Below are 16871 nucleotides of genomic sequence, written 5' to 3'. Positions count from 1 at the left end.
GGGATGAGAGAGTGAGTGTGGTCGGCAGAGTCGGGTGTGTAGAAGAGGGCGGACCGGGGGGGGCGGGGCGGCGACCATCTGCAACGGCCAGGCCGCGGCGGCCTCCACGACGGGGACCTCGGCACCCCGAGGGGTGTAGGGGTGGGCGTCGCCGGCGGTGGCGAAATACACGGCGGCGGGCGCGACGAGGGCCGCCAGGACCGCCGTCGACCTGCGGCGACCCGACGCCGAGACGCGTCGGCGCGGTGCCATTGCGTGCCTACCCACGCAAAGCACCATAAAAGCTATCGAGGCAAATGTCACGGCGAGATCACGACGCGATCACGAACCGGGGGTGATGGGCGCGCTCGCACACTCCCGTCGACGTGGACGCGCGCAGGGGCAAACACGGCCGGCACCGTGCGATGCTGGGTCGGTGAGTCGACGGCGTCGCTTGCTCCCCACCGGCCGGCTGGAGGCCTTCTCCGACGGTGTGTACGCGATCGTGATCACGCTGCTGGTGCTGGAACTCGACGTCCCCAAGTCCGGCCCGGCGGTGCTGCATGATCTGGCCGCCACCTGGCCGGCCTTTCTGGGCTACCTGGTGAGCTTCGCGTTCATCGGCGGGCACTGGGCCGCGCACGCCCGGCTGACACCCCTGCTGGCGGCCTCCGATGACGGGCTCGTCGGCCTGAATCTGCTCACGCTGCTGTTCGTCAGCTTTCTGCCGTTCACCACGGCGCTGCTGGCCGAGCACCTGACCGATTCGGCGCAGCGCACCGCGGCCGTCCTGTTCGGGGCCAATCTGACCCTGGCCACGGCGATGAGCCAGCTGCTGACCGTGTACGCGCTGCGCTCACCGTCGCTGGTGGCCGAACCGGACCGCCCCGACGTCCGCGCACTGGTGCGGGGCCGCTGGCCGGGCCTGACGCTGATGGCCGCGGCCACGGCCGTCGGGGCGTTCCTGCCGGCCGTCGCGGTGGTCTGCTACCTGCTGGTCTCCGGGCTCATGCTGGTGAGCCCGTTGATCCGGATCGAGCGCTCGGCGCTGCGGGCCCGCCGCCGGCCCACCGCGAAGTAGGCGATCGGCCCCACGAAGTTCAGGAAGCTCAGGCACACCCACAGCGGCTTGGAGCCGTTGATCTGTGCCGCCGGGCGGTTCCTGATGTCGCGCAGCGCGGCGGCCTGCAGCAGCACCTGCACGATCGCGCCGACGACGATCAGCACGCGCGAGCGCGTGGACAACTCGGAGAAACGCCGGCCGGAAAGACTCATGCCACCGACGGTAGCCGGGCCGCCTCGACGCGCCACATCAACACCCCGAGCACGGCGGCGACGATCAGCAGCGCGGGGACGTCGCCCACCAGGTGGCCTCGCTCGGCCTCGTCGGAGACGGCCTGCACGGCCATGATTCCCGCGTGCACCACGCTGGAGACGACGGTGAACCAGATCAGACTGCGGTTGGCCAGCGGGTCACGCGCGGCCAGCACCAGGAACACGCCCAGTGTGGCGTACACGCCGATGATCATCATCAGGTAGTGCGACGAGCCGTGCCCCCAGGACCATCCCGCCGGCCACACCTCGGTCAGCGGGTACACCCCGAACACGAAGATCGCCCCGGTCACGACCAGTGCGACCCGAAGCGCCGTTGTCATCGCATCCTCCCTTCCTCCAGTCCTCCAGCTCAGCCGGCACGACGGATGCGGCGCGCCGCAAAGGTTTCACCGGGTTCCCCCTTGCCCTTGAGATCCAGATGGATGACCTGCCCGTCGGTCACACCGGCGACCCGCGCCACCATGTCACTCATCACGACCTCGCCACCGGCGGCGGCGTGCTGCAGCCGCGACGCGGTGTTGACCACGTCGCCGATGGCGGTGAAATCGCGGATCGCGCCCTCCCCGACGATCCCCACGTACGCCGGCCCGACGTCGAGCCCGATCCCCGCCTCCAGCTCGGGTCCGCGCTTCGAGCCGTAGCCGAGGTCGCCGAGAATGGTGCGCGCGTCGGCGACCATCGACTCGACGAACCGACCGTTGCGGCTCAGCGGCGCGAAATACAGCCCCATCACCGCGTCCCCGATCAGCTTGTCGACGATGCCGTGTTGGACGATCACCTCGGTGGCCGTCGCGTAGAAGCGGTTGAGCCGCGCCGCCATGTCCCCGGGTGCCAGCCGTTCGGCCAGCGCGGTGGAGTCGCGGATGTCGGCGAACAACACCCCGATCGTCAGGGTCACCCCGCCCTCGGGGGCGGTCTCGAAGCACACCTCGCACCAGCGTGGGTTCTTGCGCGAGGGCCCCTTCCCGAGGCGGCGCATCAGCCAGCCGCCCACCCCGCCGAACGGGTTCCCGCACGCCTCGCACCGCGGCGCCGAGGGCAACCGCGACAGGATCCGGACGGCGCGGCGAACCCGGGCGTGGCCGAAGTACTCGTAGAACCGCGCCCATTCCTCCGCGGTCGCCTCCGCGCCCTCGGGCCGCGGCGGCACCCGCCGGGTGACCATGCCCCATTGTCGCACCGACGGCGGCGGCCGTGGCGGTTTCGCCGCAGGTCAGCAGCAGTGGTGACTTCCGGCGGCCAGGTCGGGACCAAGGCCTCCGGACGCGTGTCGCGCCGCGTCCTAGCCTTGAGCCGTAGGGGAACCCGGAGCACTCGGGCACTGAAGGAGAAAGCGAAATGACTGCCCAATCTGAGCACACGTCGCACAGCAGGGGAATCGTTGTGGCAGTTGACGGTTCGCCTCCCTCCGATGCGGCCGTGGCGTGGGCGGCGCGCGATGCCGCGCTGCGGAAGCTGCCGTTGACACTCGTACACGTCCTGCACCCGCCGATGGTGATGGCCTGGCCGGAGACCCCGGTGTCACCGGGCTTCGCCGAATGGCACGAGTCCCAGGGCGCGGAGGTTCTCAAGGCCGCGACCGCCAGGGCCGAGGACATCGTCGGGAGCGTGGCGGGTGACAACCCGCCGGAGATCACCAGCGAGATGTTCACCGGCCCCACCATGCCCACCCTCATCGACCTGTCCAAGGACGCCGAGATGATCGTGGTCGGGTGCCGCGGTATGGGTGCCGTCGGGCGCACGGTGCTCGGCTCGGTCAGTTCGTCGCTGATTCACCACGCCTCGTGCCCGGTCGCGGTCATCCACGACGAGACACCGCCGGAGGACCGCACCCAGGCCCCGGTCATCGTGGGTATCGACGGGTCCCCGGCCTCGGAGGCGGCCACCGCCCTCGCATTCGAGGAGGCCTCGCAGCGCGGCGTCGGCCTGGTGGCCGCGCACGCCTGGAGCGACACCATCGCGATCGAGTATCCCGGCCTCAGCTATCCGACGATGCAGGGCCTCGGCGAGGAGATCCTCGGCGAACGGCTGGCCGGTTGGCAGGAGCGGTATCCCGATGTCGAGGTGCGCCGCGCGGTGGCCTGCGACAAGCCCGCCCACCAGATCCTCGACGAGGCCGAGAAGGCGCAGCTGGTCGTGGTCGGCAGCCATGGCCGCGGCGGTTTCGCCGGGATGCTGCTGGGCTCGGTGAGCACGAAGGTGGCCCACGGCGCCCACGTTCCCGTGATCGTGGCGCGGCAGGGCTGACGCGCGTCGGCCGGGTGCCGTCAGCCGCAGCAGGCGGGATCGAGCACCCGGCACAGCGCACTGAGCGCGTCGCGGCGCGGGCGGTGAAAGACGTTCATGCCCCGGCGCTCCGAGACCACCAGCCCCGCCTTGCGCAGTTGGGTCAGGTGGTGGCTGACCGTCGATTCGGTCAGATCCAGCATTGCCGCGAGTTCGCCGCTGCTCTGCTCCCCGGCGCCGAACAGGAGGGACATGATCCGCACCCGCGCCGGATCGGCGATCGCCTTGAGCCGCAGCGCGATCTGCAGGGCATCGGCATCGGAGATCGGTCCGGCCGCCACGGGGGCGCAGCACACCGGGGCGGAGGTGTCGATCAGCGGAAGGGCCTTGGGCATGGCACCAGCCTCCCAGGTTTGTTGACATATATCAAAAAGGTGGCATGCTCGACGCCATCGAGCTACTTCGATATAAGTCAAATTACCACTGGAGGAAGTCCATGTCCCGCATGCAGCTGGCCCTCAACGTCGACGATCTGGACGAGGCCATCGCGTTCTACTCCGCGCTCTTCAACACCGCGCCGGCCAAGGTCAAGCCCGGCTACGCCAACTTCGCGGTGGCCGAACCCCCGCTGAAGCTGGTGCTGCTGGAGAACCCCGGCCAGGGCGGCACGCTCAACCATCTCGGCGTCGAGGTGGCCACCAGCGACGAGGTCCGGACCGAGATCGCCCGGCTCACGGGGGCGGGGATGTTCACCGAGGAGGAGATCGGCACCACCTGCTGCTTCGCCGAGCAGGACAAGGTATGGGTCACCGGCCCCGGCGGCGAGCGGTGGGAGGTCTACACGGTGCTGGCCGACTCCGAGACCTTCGGCGGGGCCGCATCGGGGCCACGGGAAGACGCCGCCTGCTGCGGCTGAGTCCCGGTTCACCCGATGTTCGCTTGACGGTTGATTCGATGTCCATCAATATCGATGTATGTCGAATTCAGGACCGGTGACCGACGCCGAGTGCTGCCCCCCGGGCGCGCTGCTGCGCGAACCGCTCTCGGCGGCGGCCGCCGCCGAGATGTCGGTCAAACTCAAGGCCCTCGCCGACCCCGTGCGCCTGCGGTTGTTCAGCACCGTGGCCAGCCACGCCGACGGGCAGGCATGTGTCTGCGACATCTCCGCGGGCGTGGAGGTGTCACAGTCCACGGTGTCGCACCACCTCAAGGTGCTCCGTGACGCCGGGCTGCTGACCTCCGAACGCCGGGCGTCATGGGTGTACTACGCCGTGGCGCCCGAGGCGCTGGCCGGCCTGGCGGCGCTGCTGGGCACCAGCGAGCCGGCGGCGACGGTGCCGGCATGACGCAGACCACGAACCACCCGGACGCGGTGGTCGCCAAGCTGTCCACCCTCGACCGCTTCCTGCCGCTGTGGATCGGCCTGGCGATGGCCGCCGGCCTGCTGCTGGGGCGCTGGGTGCCCGGCCTGAACACCGCCCTGGAAGCCGTGGCGATCGACGGCATCTCGCTGCCCATCGCCCTCGGTCTGCTGATCATGATGTATCCGGTGCTGGCCAAGGTGCGCTACGACCGGCTGGACACCGTGACCGGCGACCGCCGGCTGCTGGTGTCCTCGCTGACACTGAACTGGCTGATCGGTCCGGCCCTGATGTTCACGCTGGCCTGGCTGCTGCTGCCGGATCTGCCCGAGTACCGCACCGGGCTGATCATCGTCGGGCTGGCCCGCTGCATCGCCATGGTGATCATCTGGAACGACCTGGCCTGCGGCGACCGGGAGGCCGCGGCGGTGCTGGTCGCGCTGAACTCGATATTCCAGGTCGTCATGTTCGCCGTGCTGGGCTGGTTCTACCTCTCGGTGCTGCCCGGCTGGCTGGGTCTGCCCCAGACCACCATCTCCACCTCGCCGTGGCAGATCGCCAAGTCGGTGCTGATCTTCCTGGGCATCCCGCTGCTGGCCGGATACCTGTCGCGGCGCATCGGTGAGCGCACGAAGGGCCGCCAGTGGTACGAGACCCGGTTCCTGCCGCGGGTGGGTCCGTGGGCCCTCTACGGGCTGCTGTTCACCATCGTGATTCTCTTTGCGCTGCAGGGCGATCAGATCACCAACCGTCCCTTCGACGTCGCCCGCATCGCGCTGCCGCTGCTGGCCTACTTCGCGATCATGTGGGGCGGCGGTTACGCGCTCGGGGCGCTGCTGGGCCTGGGATACTCGCGCACCACCACGCTGGCGTTCACCGCCGCCGGCAACAACTTCGAGCTGGCCATCGCCGTGGCGATCGCCACCTACGGCGCCACCTCCGGTCAGGCGCTGGCCGGGGTGGTGGGCCCCCTCATCGAGGTGCCCGTGCTGGTCGCACTCGTCTACGTCTCGCTGGCGCTGCGGCGCCGATTCCCCGCCTCCGTACATGAACACACCGACAACCACACCGACAAGGGAGTCCCCTCGTGAGCAACACCCCCGTCACCCACGCCGGGCGCGACCTCTCGATCGACCAGCAGCTCGCGCTGCGCACCGCCGCCACCCGGCTGCAGGAGCAGTTCGGTCAGCATTTCGGAACGGAGACCATCGAGCGGTTCCTGCACTCCTCCTACGACCAGTTCGCCGGCCGGGCCACGGTGCCCAACTTCCTGCCGCTGCTGGCCGAGCGGTTCGCCCGCCAGCGGTTGACCGCGCTGGCCCGGGTCGAGGGCAAGATCACCGACACCACACCCACGGTGCTGTTCCTGTGCACCCACAACGCCGGGCGTTCCCAGATGGCCCTCGGCTTCTTCACCCACCTGGCCGGCGAGAAGGCCGTGGCGTGGTCGGGCGGGTCCGAGCCCGGCACCGAGATCAACCCCGCGGCGATCGCCGCGATGGACGAGGTCGGCATCGACATCACCGGTGAATATCCCAAGCCGTGGACCGACGAGATCGTGCAGGCCGCCGACGTGGTCGTCACGATGGGCTGCGGGGACGCCTGCCCCATCTTCCCCGGGAAGCGTTACGAGAACTGGGAACTGCCCGACCCGGCCGGCCAGGGTCTCGAGGCCGTGCGCCCGATCCGCGACGACATCGAGGAACGCGTCCGTCGCCTGCTCGATCAACTCCACGTCGCGGTCATCCCCCGACGATGACCGCCGGCCCGCCGACCGTCCTTTTCGTCTGTGTGAGCAACGCCGGGAAGTCCGTCATGGCCGCCGGGCTCATGCGCAGGGAGGCCGGCGAACGGGTCAACGTGCTGTCCGCGGGCACGCACGCCAAGACGGCCGTCAACGCGGTGTCGGTGCAGGCGCTGGCCGAGGTCGGCGTCGACATCTCCGATCACCGCCCGACACAGCTCGACGACGCCCTCATCACCGCCGCCGACCTGATCGTCGTCGTCGGGACGCAGGCCCGCCTCGAACCGACCCCGACCGGCAAGCGCGTCGAGGTCTGGGATGTCGACGAACCGTCCCTGCGGGGCATCGAGGGGCTCGAACGCATGCGGCTCATCCGCGACGACATCGCCCGGCGCGTCCGGGGGCTGCTGAACGAACTCGGGGTCTCCGAACCACGGGGCTAGCGGTGGGTTAGCGGGCGGCCAGGATGAAATCGGCGGCGCGCCAGGCCATCGCCATCATCGGCCCGTTGAGGTTGCCCGCCACCATCGTCGGCAGCACCGAGCAGTCCACCACCCGCAGGTTCTCCACCCCGCGCAGCCGCAGCTCGCCGTCCACCACGTCGTCGTCATCGGGGCCCATCGCGCACGTGCCGGCGGCGTGGTACCCGCAGTAGCCGCCGTCGAGCGCGGAGTCGACGATCTCCTCGTCGGTCTGCACCTGCGTCCCGGGGTAGATCTCGTGGCTGATGCGGTCGGCGATCGGCGACTGGGCGAACACCTGACGCATCCGGCGCAGCACGTTGGCCGCGGTGCTCCGGTCATAGGCAGTGGTGAGGTAGCCGGGGTCGATCCGCGGGGCCGCGGCGGGATCGGCAGAGACGATCTCGATGCTGCCCTGCGACGTCGGGCGCAGCACCATGCCGAGTGCGGAGATGCCCGGCGCGCGTTCCACGGCGACCGGCTCCCCCAGCAGATACGCCGGAATGGTGAACGCCCCCAACAACATCTCGGTGTCGACGCGTTGGACGTCCGGGGTGCTTCTGGCGAAGCCCAGCACGTCGAAGGTCGGTTCGGCCAGCGGCCCCCTGCGGGTGGCCAGGTACCTCAGCCCGGTCCGCGCCTGCCCGGCGGACGTGGCCAGCATGCGGTTGTAGCCGAGGTCGGCGTTGAGCCGGTAGCGGATCACCAGGCAGCGGTGCTCGCGCATCCGGCGCCCGACGTTCTCGCTTTCCAGGTACAGCGGCACCCGTGCGGCCGCCAGCACCTCGCGCGGCCCGATCCCGGAGTGCTGCAGCAGCTGCGGGGTGGCCAGGCTGCCGAGCGCGACGATGACCTCCCGGGTGGCGCGGACCTCGGTGGTGGTGCCGCCGGAGACGATCTCCACCCCGGTCGCGCGGCCGCCGTCGAACAGGATCCTGCGCACCGCGGTGCGGGTCTTCAGGGTGAGGTTGGGCCGGCGCAGAGCGGGTTTGAGGAAGGCGTCGGCGGCGCTGACCCGGCGGCCGCGGCGGATCGTCGAGGTGGCGTAGCCGATGCGTTCGTCGTCGGATTCGTTGACGTCCTGCACGGCGCGCAGGCCCGCGCCGGCACCGGCGGCGATCATCTCGGCCAGCAGCGGGTCCGGGTCCCGCGAGACCGCGACGTTGAGCGGGCCGCCGACCCCGCGGGTGGCCGACGGGCCGAATTCGTTGTTCTCGAATCCCGTGAAGATCGGCAGGATGTGGTCCCAGCCCCAGCCCTTGTTGCCCAGCCGCTCCAGCTCGTCGTAGTCGGCGCGGTTGCCGCGGTTGTAGACCATGCCGTTGATGGAGCTCGACCCGCCGAGCACCTTGCCGCGGGTCCAGTATTCGGATCGGCGGTTCGGGCCGAACGGCGCGGTGCGGTAGCGCCAGACGTACTTCTCGTTCTCCATCAGCATCCCCGAGCCCTTGGGGATGTGGATCATCGGGTTGCGGTCGGGTCCGCCGGCCTCCAGCAGCAGCACCGAGTTGCGGGGGTCGGCGCAGAGCCGTTGCGCCAGAACGCAGCCGGCCGAGCCGGCCCCGGCGATGATGTAGTCGTAGCCGGTCATGTGCGGCCGACCTCGTTCCAGCCCCCGGGCAGCCTCAACGGCAGCGCGCTCATGGAAACGACACGATACGGGTCGTGACGCCGGGGCGGTCCGATTTCGCGCGACCCTGTATCGGCGGCTCACCGTCCCGCAGCACGAGTGACCAACGCGGGGACCAAGGGCCCCGCAACTCCGGTGATCGGGGGGCTACCGGCCGGTAACCTGGAAGACTCAAGACGTCGAGCAAAAGGAGTGACGCGATGGTTCAGGCGGCCAGCCCGGCGCTCACCCACCCCGTCGTCGAGACCGATGCCGGCCCGGTGCGCGGCACCGACGACGGCACCGTCTCCTCCTGGAAGGGCGTCCGCTTCGCCGCGCCCCCGACCGGTGACCTGCGCTGGCGCGCGCCGGTGCCGCCGCAGCGCTGGACCGAGGTCGCCGACGCCACCCGGTTCGGCCCGGTGTGCGCGCAGCCGCACAGCCCCATCCCGATGGGGCCCGGGGCGCGCACCTCCGAGGACTGCCTGTTCCTCAACGTCTGGGCGCCCTCGGGTGCGCGCGAGGGCACGCCGCTGCCGGTGATGGTGTGGGTACACGGCGGGGCGTTCATCTTCGGCGCCGGCAGCCAGCCGCTCTACGACGGGGCCGCGCTGGCCGCCGACGACGTCGTGGTGGTGACGGTGAACTACCGGCTGGGCGCACTGGGCTTCCTGGAGTTGGCCACCCTCGACGAGCGCTCCTTCGACACCAACCTGGGCATCCGCGACGTGGTGCGCGCGCTGGAGTGGGTGCGCGACAACATCGCCGCGTTCGGCGGGGATCCGGAGCGGGTGACGCTGTTCGGCGAGTCCGCCGGCGCGTCGATCACCACCACCCTGCTGACCGCGCCCGCCGCGGCGGGTCTGTTCCACCGCGCCATCGTGCAGAGCTCGCCGGCGACGTCGGCCTACGACGCCGAACGCGGCCGCCGGGTGGCCGAGGTGGTGCTGGACAAGCTGGGAGTCGATGCCGCACAGGCCCGTTCAGTTCCGGTCGACGTCCTGGTCGAGGCCGGCGCGCACGCCTTCGAGCACATCCCGACCGCCACGCCCGGAATCCTGGCGTTCGCGCCCATCGTCGACGGCGATCTGGTGCCCGACCATCCGGTTCCGGCCGCCCGCGGGGGCGGTTCGCACCCGGTGCCGCTGATCCTGGGCACCAACCGCGACGAGGCGGCGCTGTTCCGCTGGCTGAAGTCACCGCCGATGCTGCCGATCGCGCCGAAGACCATCCGCTCGATGTTCGAGCGGATCGCCGTCGAGCAGCCCGAGCTCGCGCTGCCGACCGAGGCCGACATCCTCGCCGCCTACCACGGTGTGCGCCCGCGCGCGCGGGGGCTGCACGTCGCCCGCGACGTGGGTTTCCGGATGCCGACGGTGTGGTTCGCCGAGGGCCACAGCCGGGTGGCGCCGACCTACCTGTACCGCTTCGACTGGACCACCCCGATGCTGCGGCTGCTGCGCCTGGGCGCCGCGCACGCCACCGAACTGCCCTACGTCTGGGGCAATCTGTCGCTGGGCCCCCGCGACGTCACGTTCAAGCTGGGTGGGCTCAAACCCGGCGAGGAGGTCTCGCGGCGCATGCGCGCCCGGTGGACCAACTTCGCCAAGGGCCTGGAGCCCACCGGACCCGGCGGCCAGCCCTGGCGGCCCTACACCGACACCGGGCGTGCGACCCTGCGCATCGGCCGCGACGACGCCGTGGTCGACGACCTCGACGCGGAGATCCGCGCGGCGTGGGGCAGCGAGGTCATCGGCTTCCGCTGAGCGGGGCTCAGCATCGGCTTCCGCTGAGCGGGGCTCAGTCCAGCGGCTCCTCGGCGGCCTCGTCGAGCGCGCTGACCGCGATGCCGTAGGGCAGGAACCGGACCTTGCGTTTCGCGTCGGTGTTGTGTTTGTTGGCGCGCAGGGCCTCCAGCTCGGTGGCGAAGACCTGCTCGACGACCGCGCCGCCGTCGTCGTCGACGGTGTAGATGGCCCACACCCCGTCGCCGGCGTCACCGGTGGTCTCCGGTTCGGGCCGCGAACGCCGGCCCGCCTCGTCGAAGAACGTGCCCCAGCCGCCCTGGGCGAACACGTTGCCCAGGGCGTCGCGCAGGCCCTCACCGGCCTCGCGGACCAGTCGGTCGAAGTCTTCGGGGTCGAACCCGAACGGGCCGTTGTTGCTCATCGCTTCCTCCCGAGCAGTGTGGTGACTCCAGTGTGCGCGAATTCGGGGGCCCGCGCCACGACGTTATGGGGCCGTCACTGGGGCTGCTGGGGCACCGGGATCGGGATCGGCGGCAGGAACGGGATCCTCAGGTGGGTCGTGGTCATCGTGGGCGTCGTGGTGGTGGGTGTTGTGGTCGGCGGGGTGGTCGGTGGCGTGGTCGTCGTTGTCGTCGTGGTCGGCTCGGTTGTCGTCGTGGTCGTCGTTGTCGTCGTTGTTGTGGTCGTCGGCTCGGTCGTCGTCGGCGGCGGCGTGGTCTGCGTGGTGGTCACCGGAGGCGGCGGCGGTGGCGGCGGTTCGGCGGTCACGGTGACGACCTGCGGCGGTGGCGGCACGACGGTGGTCACCGGTTCCGGCGGCGGTGGGGGCGGCGCGGCGCTGGGTGTCGGCGCCGGGATCCGTGAGGTCGTCGTCGGGGTGGTGGCCGTCGATCCGGCGGTCAGGGTGTATCCCACCCCGATGACGGCGACCAGCGCGACCACGGCCGCGATCACCACCGCGAGTTGCGGCCCGCGGTACCAGGGGCGCTCGCCCGAATGCCGCTCGTCGGGTGAGGCGGTGTATTCGATCGCCGGGCGGGGCGAGCTGTCGCCGAGCGCATAGGGGTTCGCAGCCTCGTAGGGGCCCTCCCCCTCGTAGGGCGCCGGCTCCTCGATGAACGCGTCGGCCTCCGACCAGGCCAGCGCCTGGTCCGGCGCCGAACCGGGTTCGGCCAGGTCGGTGGTCACGGTGTCGGTGCCCATCGACGCGACTCCGGTGGTGGCGTCGGCCTGCGGGCCGCGCGCGGCGATCATCGCCGCACCGACCGCGGCGTCGACCTGCGGGACCATCGGGGTCACCACCCGCACCGGCGACCATTCCGAAAGCCGTTGCTGGATAAAAGGAATGGAGGCACCGCCGCCGACCGCCGCGACCGCCGCCAGGCGCGACCGGTCCATTCCGTTGCGCCGCAGAAGATCGTCGAGCGCGGCGAGCACACCGTCGAAGGGCTGCCGCACCACGGCGTCGAGTTCGGCACGGGTGAGCCGGATCTCGGTGCGCAGCCCGGGCAGTTCGGCGGTCAGGGTGGTGGCGGTCTCGGCCGAGAGTCGCTCCTTGGCGCGACGGCACTCGTCGCGCAGCCGGGCCAGCGCACCCACGGCCGCCGTGGCCGCGGCGTCGGCCTGCCCGGCCGCCGAGATCTGGGCCAGCACCTCGCTCAGCAGCGCCTGGTCGATCTGTGCGCCGGAGAAGTCCGGGTGACGCACCGTCTCACCGAGGCCGGCGAACCCCCGCTCGGCGTCGGCGAGGGTCAGGCTGGTGCCCCCGCCGCCGAGGTCGAGCAGCGCCACCACGCCGCGACCGGTCAGTCCGGGGTCGGCCTGCAGCGCGGTCAGAGCGGCCACGGCGTCGGGAACGAGCCGCGGGGGCGTCCCGCCGGGAGCCAGCACCGGGTCGGTGCGCAGGGCGGCCTCCAGGGCCCGCACCGCCGCACCGGTCCAGTGGGCCGGCAGCGCGATCACCACGTCGTCGTCGGGCCCCCGTCCGCCCGCGGCGTCGACCATCGCGTGCAGCGCGTCGGTCACCAGTTGCTCGGCACGGTGCGAGGAGCCGTCGGCGGCCACCATCGGGACCGGGTCGCCGACCCGCTCGACGAAGCCCTGCAGCACCAGGCCGCGTTCGTCGAGGTTGGGGTTCTGCGAGGGCAGCCCCACCTCGGGCGCCCGGTGGCCGAACAGGGTCAGCACGGACCGGCGCGTCACCGGTTGTGCTCCGACACGCGCCGCGACCAGATTGGTCGTCCCGATGGACAACCCGAGCGGGGAGGTCACTACCTGAACACCTTGCGCTGACGGAGGGGCGACGGCCAGTGCACACCCTAGCCGCCGCACCGTCGCACGCCGGTGATCGACACTCGCCCAGGCTTCACCAGCGCCCGGGGAAAACCGCTTCTGCCTGCGTCAATTAGGGAGCTATGACGTTGCTCTGCGCGTGCCCCGGCGCGGGGCCATGGGTCAGAGGACGGTCAGCGGCAGGGATGTGCGCTCTTCGAAGGCGAAGTCGGCGCCGCCGCTGAACTTCACCACGGCCACCTCGGAGGCCTCCTCGACGGCGGTGTCGACGGGGACGAGCTCGGCGGTCCAGTCGGTGTCCGCGCCCTCGACGCGGACCGCGACGTGCGGGTCGACGGCGGTGGCGATGGCCTGCAGAGCGGCGGTGGAGCCGGGTGTGCACAGCGAGATCCACGCACCGTCGTCGTGGGCGGGGCCGTGGTGCACGTGGACGCGGCCGTCGGCGAATTCGGCGTCGACGTAGCCGGCCGGGTTGAACACCGGGTGCAGCCGCATCACCGCCAGCACGCCTTCGGGGCCGGCGGGCAGGTTCAGCGCTTTGTGGATGCGTGCGGCGGCCACGCCGGCCAGGCCGATGAGCTGTTTGGTGCAGATGTCGCGCAGCTGGTCCTCGCCGGTGGCGCGGGCCCCGACCGCCAGGATGTAGGAGAGGTTGAGCAGGTGCATCTGCAGGCACACCTCGTCGGCGATGCGCACCAGCGCGGACCTGGAGTAGGCGGCGAAGTCGAAGTCGCTGACCAGCGGGCCGGAGTAGTCGGACAGGCCCTCGTCGTCGGCGTCGATGGGGCCGAGTTCCCAGGATACGGCGCGGGTCTTCTCGATGGCGGCCAGCGGCGGCAGCGGTCCGACCGGCGGGTGGGATTCGTCGATGGTGACCGTCCACGCGCAGTGCGGGTGCCGGTCGGCGGGGGTGCGCGGCGGGCGGTGGATGGGCCGGATCTGCGCCTTGGCGTTGGTGGCGACGGCGGTGGCGTCGAAGGTGGGGTCCTCGATGTCGTGGCACATGCCGCGCACGTACTCCTCGCCCATCGGTTCGACGTCGAGCAGGGCGCCGCAGTGGTCGAGGTGGAATTCGCCGTGCCAGCGGTCGTGCACGGTGTAGCGGAAGTCCATGAACTGCGGGGGCGCGCCGATGTCGAGCTGCAGGCCCTTGAAGATGGTCGGGACGTCGTCGCCCTGGTAGTTCAGCGCCTTCTGCATGCGTCGGGTGTAGATGGGGCTGGCGCCGGCCCATTCCTCGATGGCGATCCGCAGCATCTCCTCGCGGCCGAAGGCGCTGATGCACCAGGCCATGCCGGAGCGGTCGATGAGCTGGCCGATCAACAGCAGTTCGGGGACCAGGGTGGCCAGCTGCTCGCGCGTGAGGGACTCGAAACGACTTCGGGCCGGCGTCATGGCCCAAACATAGAGTCGGCAATGTTATAAAGTCAACGATGACAAGTACGACGCCGTCGGTGCCCACGCGGCAGACCACGTCCCCGCGCAAACGCGGCGACGACACCCGCGCGCGGATCATCGAGGAGACGGTGCGCTGCATCGCCGAGGAGGGTTTCCCGGCGGCGACGGCCAAGCACGTCGCCGAGCGCGCCGGGGTCACCTGGGGGGTGATCCAGTACCACTTCGGGGACCGCAACGGGCTGCTGATGTCCGTCGTCGACGACGGGGTGGCCCGGCTGCTGGAGAGCCTGTCGGCGGCCGACGTCAGCGACCTGCCGCTGCGGCAGCGCATCGAGACGGTCGTGGATATCGCGTGGGACTGCCACAGCAGCCCCACGTCACTGGCGGCGTTCGAGATCCTGCGCGCCACCCGCGGCCGGCTCGGCGACTCCTCGCGCCGGCACCTGTTCGACATGAACGACGCCATCGGCGGGCTGGGGCGGCTGATCTCCGAAGATCCCGCCGATCACTCCGTCGCCGAGGTGATCTGGGCGTCGCTGCGCGGCATGGTGCTCGTGGAGATGATCATGGGTGAGCCGATCGACTGGCAGCGCGAACGCCGCACGCTGGTCGAGATGGCTACGCACTTCCTGGAGCGGAACCGGTCAGCCGATCGGTGACGCTCACGACGCGGCGCGCCAGGTGGTCCAGGGCGGCCAGGGTGGCGTCGGAGAGCTCGTTGCTGTTCTCCGGGCCGGTGACATGGCCGACGCCGTAGGGGTTTCCGTCGGCGAACTTGACCGGGTCGGTGTAGCCGGGCGGAACGATGATGCCGCCGAAGTGCATCAGGGAGATGTAGAGCGCCAGCAGGGTGGCCTCCTGGCCGCCGTGCTCGGTCTGCGAGGACGTGAACGCGGCGTAGACCTTGTCGGCGAGTTGGCCCTTCGCCCAGAGCCCACCCAGCCCGTCGATGAAGGCGCGGAACTGCGAGGCCGGGGAGCCGAACCGGGTGGGCGTGCCGAAGATGACGGCGTCGGCCCACACGATGTCCTCGCCGGTGGCCGCGGGCAGGTCCTTGGTGGCCTCGTAGTTGGCGCTCCAGGCCGGGTTGTGGGCGAAGGTCTCCGGGTCTCGGGTCCCGGCGATGTGGCGCACCCGCACCTCGGCGCCCGCACCCTCGGCGGCGTCGGCGACCCGCCGGGCCATCCGGGTGCCGTGCCCGGTGGCCGAGTAGTAGATGACGGCCAGCTTGGTCATGATTGGACCTCCTCGTCGGAGCGGAAGAACTTGCCGATCAGGATGTTTCCGGCGATGCCGAGGGCCAGCATGGCGCCGGCCACGGCGTCGGGGATGTCGCCGGTGATCCACCCGACGATGCCGACGATCAGCACGAAGGTCGGGATCCAGGCGACCAGTGCGGTCTTGGCGGGGACCGGTTCGGGTTCGCCCTGCCTGCGGGCTTCGACGGCGGTGGCGTAGTCGGGGTAGAACTCGGTGAAGGTGACCGCGAAGAACAACGCGGCCAGCGGCAGGATCCAGCCCGTCCAGAAGTCGTCGCCGTCCTTGAGGACCAGCAGGCCGAACAGGCCGCAGGCAGCCGAGAAGGTGAACGCCAGCCCCCAGACGGTGGAGATGGTGTAGTTGATCCGCAGGAAGACCGGGCTGTGCCAATGTTCTTCCGGGGTGGTCTCTTTGGCGTAGGGCAGGGTGAACGGGCGGCGTACCGCGATGGTGGCGAAAACGAACAGCGCCAGCACGATGGTGGTCAGCTCGCCAGCCCAGCGCTCCAGGGTGGCGATGACGTCGTCGGAGGCGAGCAGGCCGATCACGGTCAGCAGCACGAAGAACGCCAGGCCCAGGTAGTCGATGGCGTGGATGGTGATGCCGCGCAGCCGACTGGCCAGCATGACGAGCAGGTTCAGCGCGAGGGCGGCGGCCGCCGCGATCTCGAAGCGGCCCGGGCCGGTGAGCACCGCCATCAGGATCCACGGCGCCAGGCCCGAGAACGGCGACCTGAGCACCGAGTCCAGGACGTTCGCGGCGGCGCGCGGCGCGGTCATGAACTGACCTTAACGATCTCGGCCGGTCGGCGGGCGGTGCTGTGCTGCAATGGGCGGCATGGGTGATCTGGAGGAGATCGAACAGGTGAAGTACCGGTATCTGCGCACGCTCGACACGAAGAAGTGGGACGAGTACGCGCAGACCATGACCGAGGACGTGGTCGGCGACTACGGATCCTCGGTGGGCGAGGAGCTGCACTTCACCGACCGCGACGCGCTGGTCGAGTACATGCGGTCCTCGCTGCCGGCCAACGTGATCACCGAGCACCGCGTCACCCACCCCGAGATCACCGTCGACGGGGACACCGCGACGGGCACCTGGTACCTGCAGGACCGGGTGATCGTGCCCGAGTTCGACTTCATGCTGATCGGCGCGGCGTTCTACCGCGACACCTACCGGCGCACGCCGCAGGGCTGGCGGATCAGCGCGACGGGGTACGACCGCACCTACGAGGCGACGATGTCGCTCAAGGGGCTGGACTTCAAACTCAAGCCCGGCGCGGCGCTGGACTGAGTTCCCCAAGGAACCTTCGCCGGACCGACTGGCGCGGCGGTGCCGCGCCGCTAGCCTCAGGTCTGACTCTTATACCCATCTGACGGTGCCCACGATCCCCCCTGCGTATAGCTCGTAGCGCGCCGAACAGTTCATCACGAAAGAACCAGACATACACATAGCATA

20 protein-coding genes are annotated in these 16871 nt (G+C 70.6%); 10 read left to right on the top strand and 10 right to left on the bottom strand.

All coding sequences use genetic code 11. From position 1 onward, the window contains the following. The first annotated feature begins 415 nt into the window (after positions 1-415). On the top strand, positions 416-1060 hold the full coding sequence (locus tag CSR00_RS26325) for a TMEM175 family protein (protein WP_245906561.1): 645 nt from the start codon (positions 416-418) through the stop codon (positions 1058-1060). On the opposite strand, the gene CSR00_RS26320 is transcribed toward CSR00_RS26325, so the two are convergent. From CSR00_RS26320 to CSR00_RS26310, 3 genes are read right to left on the bottom strand one after another with little or no spacing between them, the layout of a single operon-like run. Then, positions 967-1254: a PLDc N-terminal domain-containing protein gene (locus CSR00_RS26320; RefSeq protein WP_099025348.1), complete on the bottom strand. Its 288-nt coding sequence runs from the start codon at positions 1252-1254 to the stop codon at positions 967-969. The two genes, CSR00_RS26325 and CSR00_RS26320, sit on opposite strands and share 94 nt — an antisense overlap. Beyond that, complete coding sequence (locus tag CSR00_RS26315; protein WP_099025347.1) at positions 1251-1634, bottom strand: DUF6632 domain-containing protein; 384 nt, start codon at positions 1632-1634, stop codon at positions 1251-1253. Before CSR00_RS26315 ends, CSR00_RS26320 begins: the two co-directional genes overlap by 4 nt. 29 nt (positions 1635-1663) lie before the next feature. Next, the gene (locus CSR00_RS26310; RefSeq protein WP_099025346.1) at positions 1664-2479 is read right to left on the bottom strand and encodes an adenylate/guanylate cyclase domain-containing protein; all 816 of its coding nucleotides are present in this window, start codon (positions 2477-2479) and stop codon (positions 1664-1666) included. Positions 2480-2652: 173 nt separating this feature from the next. Between CSR00_RS26310 and CSR00_RS26305 the strand changes: the two genes are divergently transcribed. Further along, entirely contained in the window at positions 2653-3561 is a 909-nt protein-coding gene (locus CSR00_RS26305; protein WP_099025345.1) for a universal stress protein, read from the top strand. A 20-nt stretch (positions 3562-3581) separates the two neighbouring features. Here CSR00_RS26305 and CSR00_RS26300 read toward each other — a convergent pair whose 3' ends face one another. Then, the gene (locus tag CSR00_RS26300) at positions 3582-3935 is read right to left on the bottom strand and encodes an Rv2640c family ArsR-like transcriptional regulator (RefSeq protein ID WP_099025344.1); all 354 of its coding nucleotides are present in this window, start codon (positions 3933-3935) and stop codon (positions 3582-3584) included. A gap of 101 nt (positions 3936-4036) precedes the next feature. Between CSR00_RS26300 and CSR00_RS26295 the strand changes: the two genes are divergently transcribed. The 5 genes from CSR00_RS26295 to CSR00_RS26275 are packed head-to-tail and all read left to right on the top strand — an operon-like array spanning position 4037 to position 7088. Then, on the top strand, positions 4037-4456 hold the full coding sequence (locus CSR00_RS26295) for an ArsI/CadI family heavy metal resistance metalloenzyme (RefSeq protein WP_099025343.1): 420 nt from the start codon (positions 4037-4039) through the stop codon (positions 4454-4456). Positions 4457-4514: 58 nt separating this feature from the next. After that, entirely contained in the window at positions 4515-4886 is a 372-nt protein-coding gene (locus tag CSR00_RS26290) for an ArsR/SmtB family transcription factor (RefSeq protein ID WP_099025342.1), read from the top strand. After that, positions 4883-5992 (top strand): ACR3 family arsenite efflux transporter, encoded by a 1110-nt coding sequence (gene arsB / locus CSR00_RS26285; RefSeq protein WP_099025341.1) that lies wholly within the window; start codon positions 4883-4885, stop codon positions 5990-5992. The genes CSR00_RS26290 and arsB overlap by 4 nt, the downstream gene beginning before the upstream one ends. Beyond that, on the top strand, positions 5989-6660 hold the full coding sequence (locus tag CSR00_RS26280; protein ID WP_099025340.1) for an arsenate reductase ArsC: 672 nt from the start codon (positions 5989-5991) through the stop codon (positions 6658-6660). The genes arsB and CSR00_RS26280 overlap by 4 nt, the downstream gene beginning before the upstream one ends. After that, a complete protein-coding gene (locus CSR00_RS26275; RefSeq protein ID WP_099025339.1) occupies positions 6657-7088 on the top strand; it encodes an arsenate-mycothiol transferase ArsC in 432 nt (143 codons plus the stop codon). Before CSR00_RS26280 ends, CSR00_RS26275 begins: the two co-directional genes overlap by 4 nt. A 7-nt stretch (positions 7089-7095) precedes the next feature. Here the strand turns inward: CSR00_RS26275 and CSR00_RS26270 are convergent, their stop codons facing one another. Then, positions 7096-8697, bottom strand: coding sequence for a GMC family oxidoreductase (locus CSR00_RS26270; protein ID WP_099025338.1), 1602 nt, complete (start codon positions 8695-8697; stop codon positions 7096-7098). A gap of 239 nt (positions 8698-8936) precedes the next feature. On the opposite strand from CSR00_RS26270, the gene CSR00_RS26265 reads away from it, so the two are divergent. After that, the gene (locus CSR00_RS26265) at positions 8937-10481 is read left to right on the top strand and encodes a carboxylesterase/lipase family protein (protein ID WP_099025337.1); all 1545 of its coding nucleotides are present in this window, start codon (positions 8937-8939) and stop codon (positions 10479-10481) included. 34 nt (positions 10482-10515) lie between these two features. On the opposite strand, the gene CSR00_RS26260 is transcribed toward CSR00_RS26265, so the two are convergent. From CSR00_RS26260 to CSR00_RS26250, 3 genes are all read right to left on the bottom strand, one after another. Continuing rightward, complete coding sequence (locus CSR00_RS26260; protein ID WP_099025336.1) at positions 10516-10884, bottom strand: Rv0313 family protein; 369 nt, start codon at positions 10882-10884, stop codon at positions 10516-10518. 74 nt (positions 10885-10958) lie between these two features. After that, a complete protein-coding gene (locus CSR00_RS26255) occupies positions 10959-12734 on the bottom strand; it encodes an Hsp70 family protein (protein ID WP_099025335.1) in 1776 nt (591 codons plus the stop codon). 183 nt (positions 12735-12917) lie between these two features. Then, entirely contained in the window at positions 12918-14150 is a 1233-nt protein-coding gene (locus CSR00_RS26250) for a hypothetical protein (protein ID WP_099025334.1), read from the bottom strand. Positions 14151-14188: 38 nt separating this feature from the next. Here CSR00_RS26250 and CSR00_RS26245 point away from each other — a divergent pair, with 38 nt between their 5' ends. After that, entirely contained in the window at positions 14189-14812 is a 624-nt protein-coding gene (locus CSR00_RS26245; protein WP_099025333.1) for a TetR/AcrR family transcriptional regulator, read from the top strand. Here CSR00_RS26245 and wrbA read toward each other — a convergent pair. Together wrbA and CSR00_RS26235 are read right to left on the bottom strand one after the other, a co-directional pair. Beyond that, entirely contained in the window at positions 14772-15389 is a 618-nt protein-coding gene (wrbA, locus tag CSR00_RS26240) for an NAD(P)H:quinone oxidoreductase (protein ID WP_099025332.1), read from the bottom strand. The genes CSR00_RS26245 and wrbA overlap by 41 nt on opposite strands. Beyond that, positions 15386-16192, bottom strand: coding sequence for a DUF3159 domain-containing protein (locus tag CSR00_RS26235; RefSeq protein WP_099025331.1), 807 nt, complete (start codon positions 16190-16192; stop codon positions 15386-15388). Before CSR00_RS26235 ends, wrbA begins: the two co-directional genes overlap by 4 nt. Positions 16193-16250: 58 nt before the next feature. Between CSR00_RS26235 and CSR00_RS26230 the strand changes: the two genes are divergently transcribed. After that, positions 16251-16706, top strand: a complete 456-nt coding sequence (locus CSR00_RS26230) for a nuclear transport factor 2 family protein (protein WP_099025350.1) — start codon at positions 16251-16253, stop codon at positions 16704-16706. Positions 16707-16871 lie beyond the last annotated feature (165 nt).

This window comes from Mycolicibacterium palauense (assembly GCF_002592005.1).
In the GTDB taxonomy this organism is placed as follows: domain Bacteria; phylum Actinomycetota; class Actinomycetes; order Mycobacteriales; family Mycobacteriaceae; genus Mycobacterium; species Mycobacterium palauense.
This window is presented reverse-complemented; position numbering and strand designations above follow the sequence as displayed.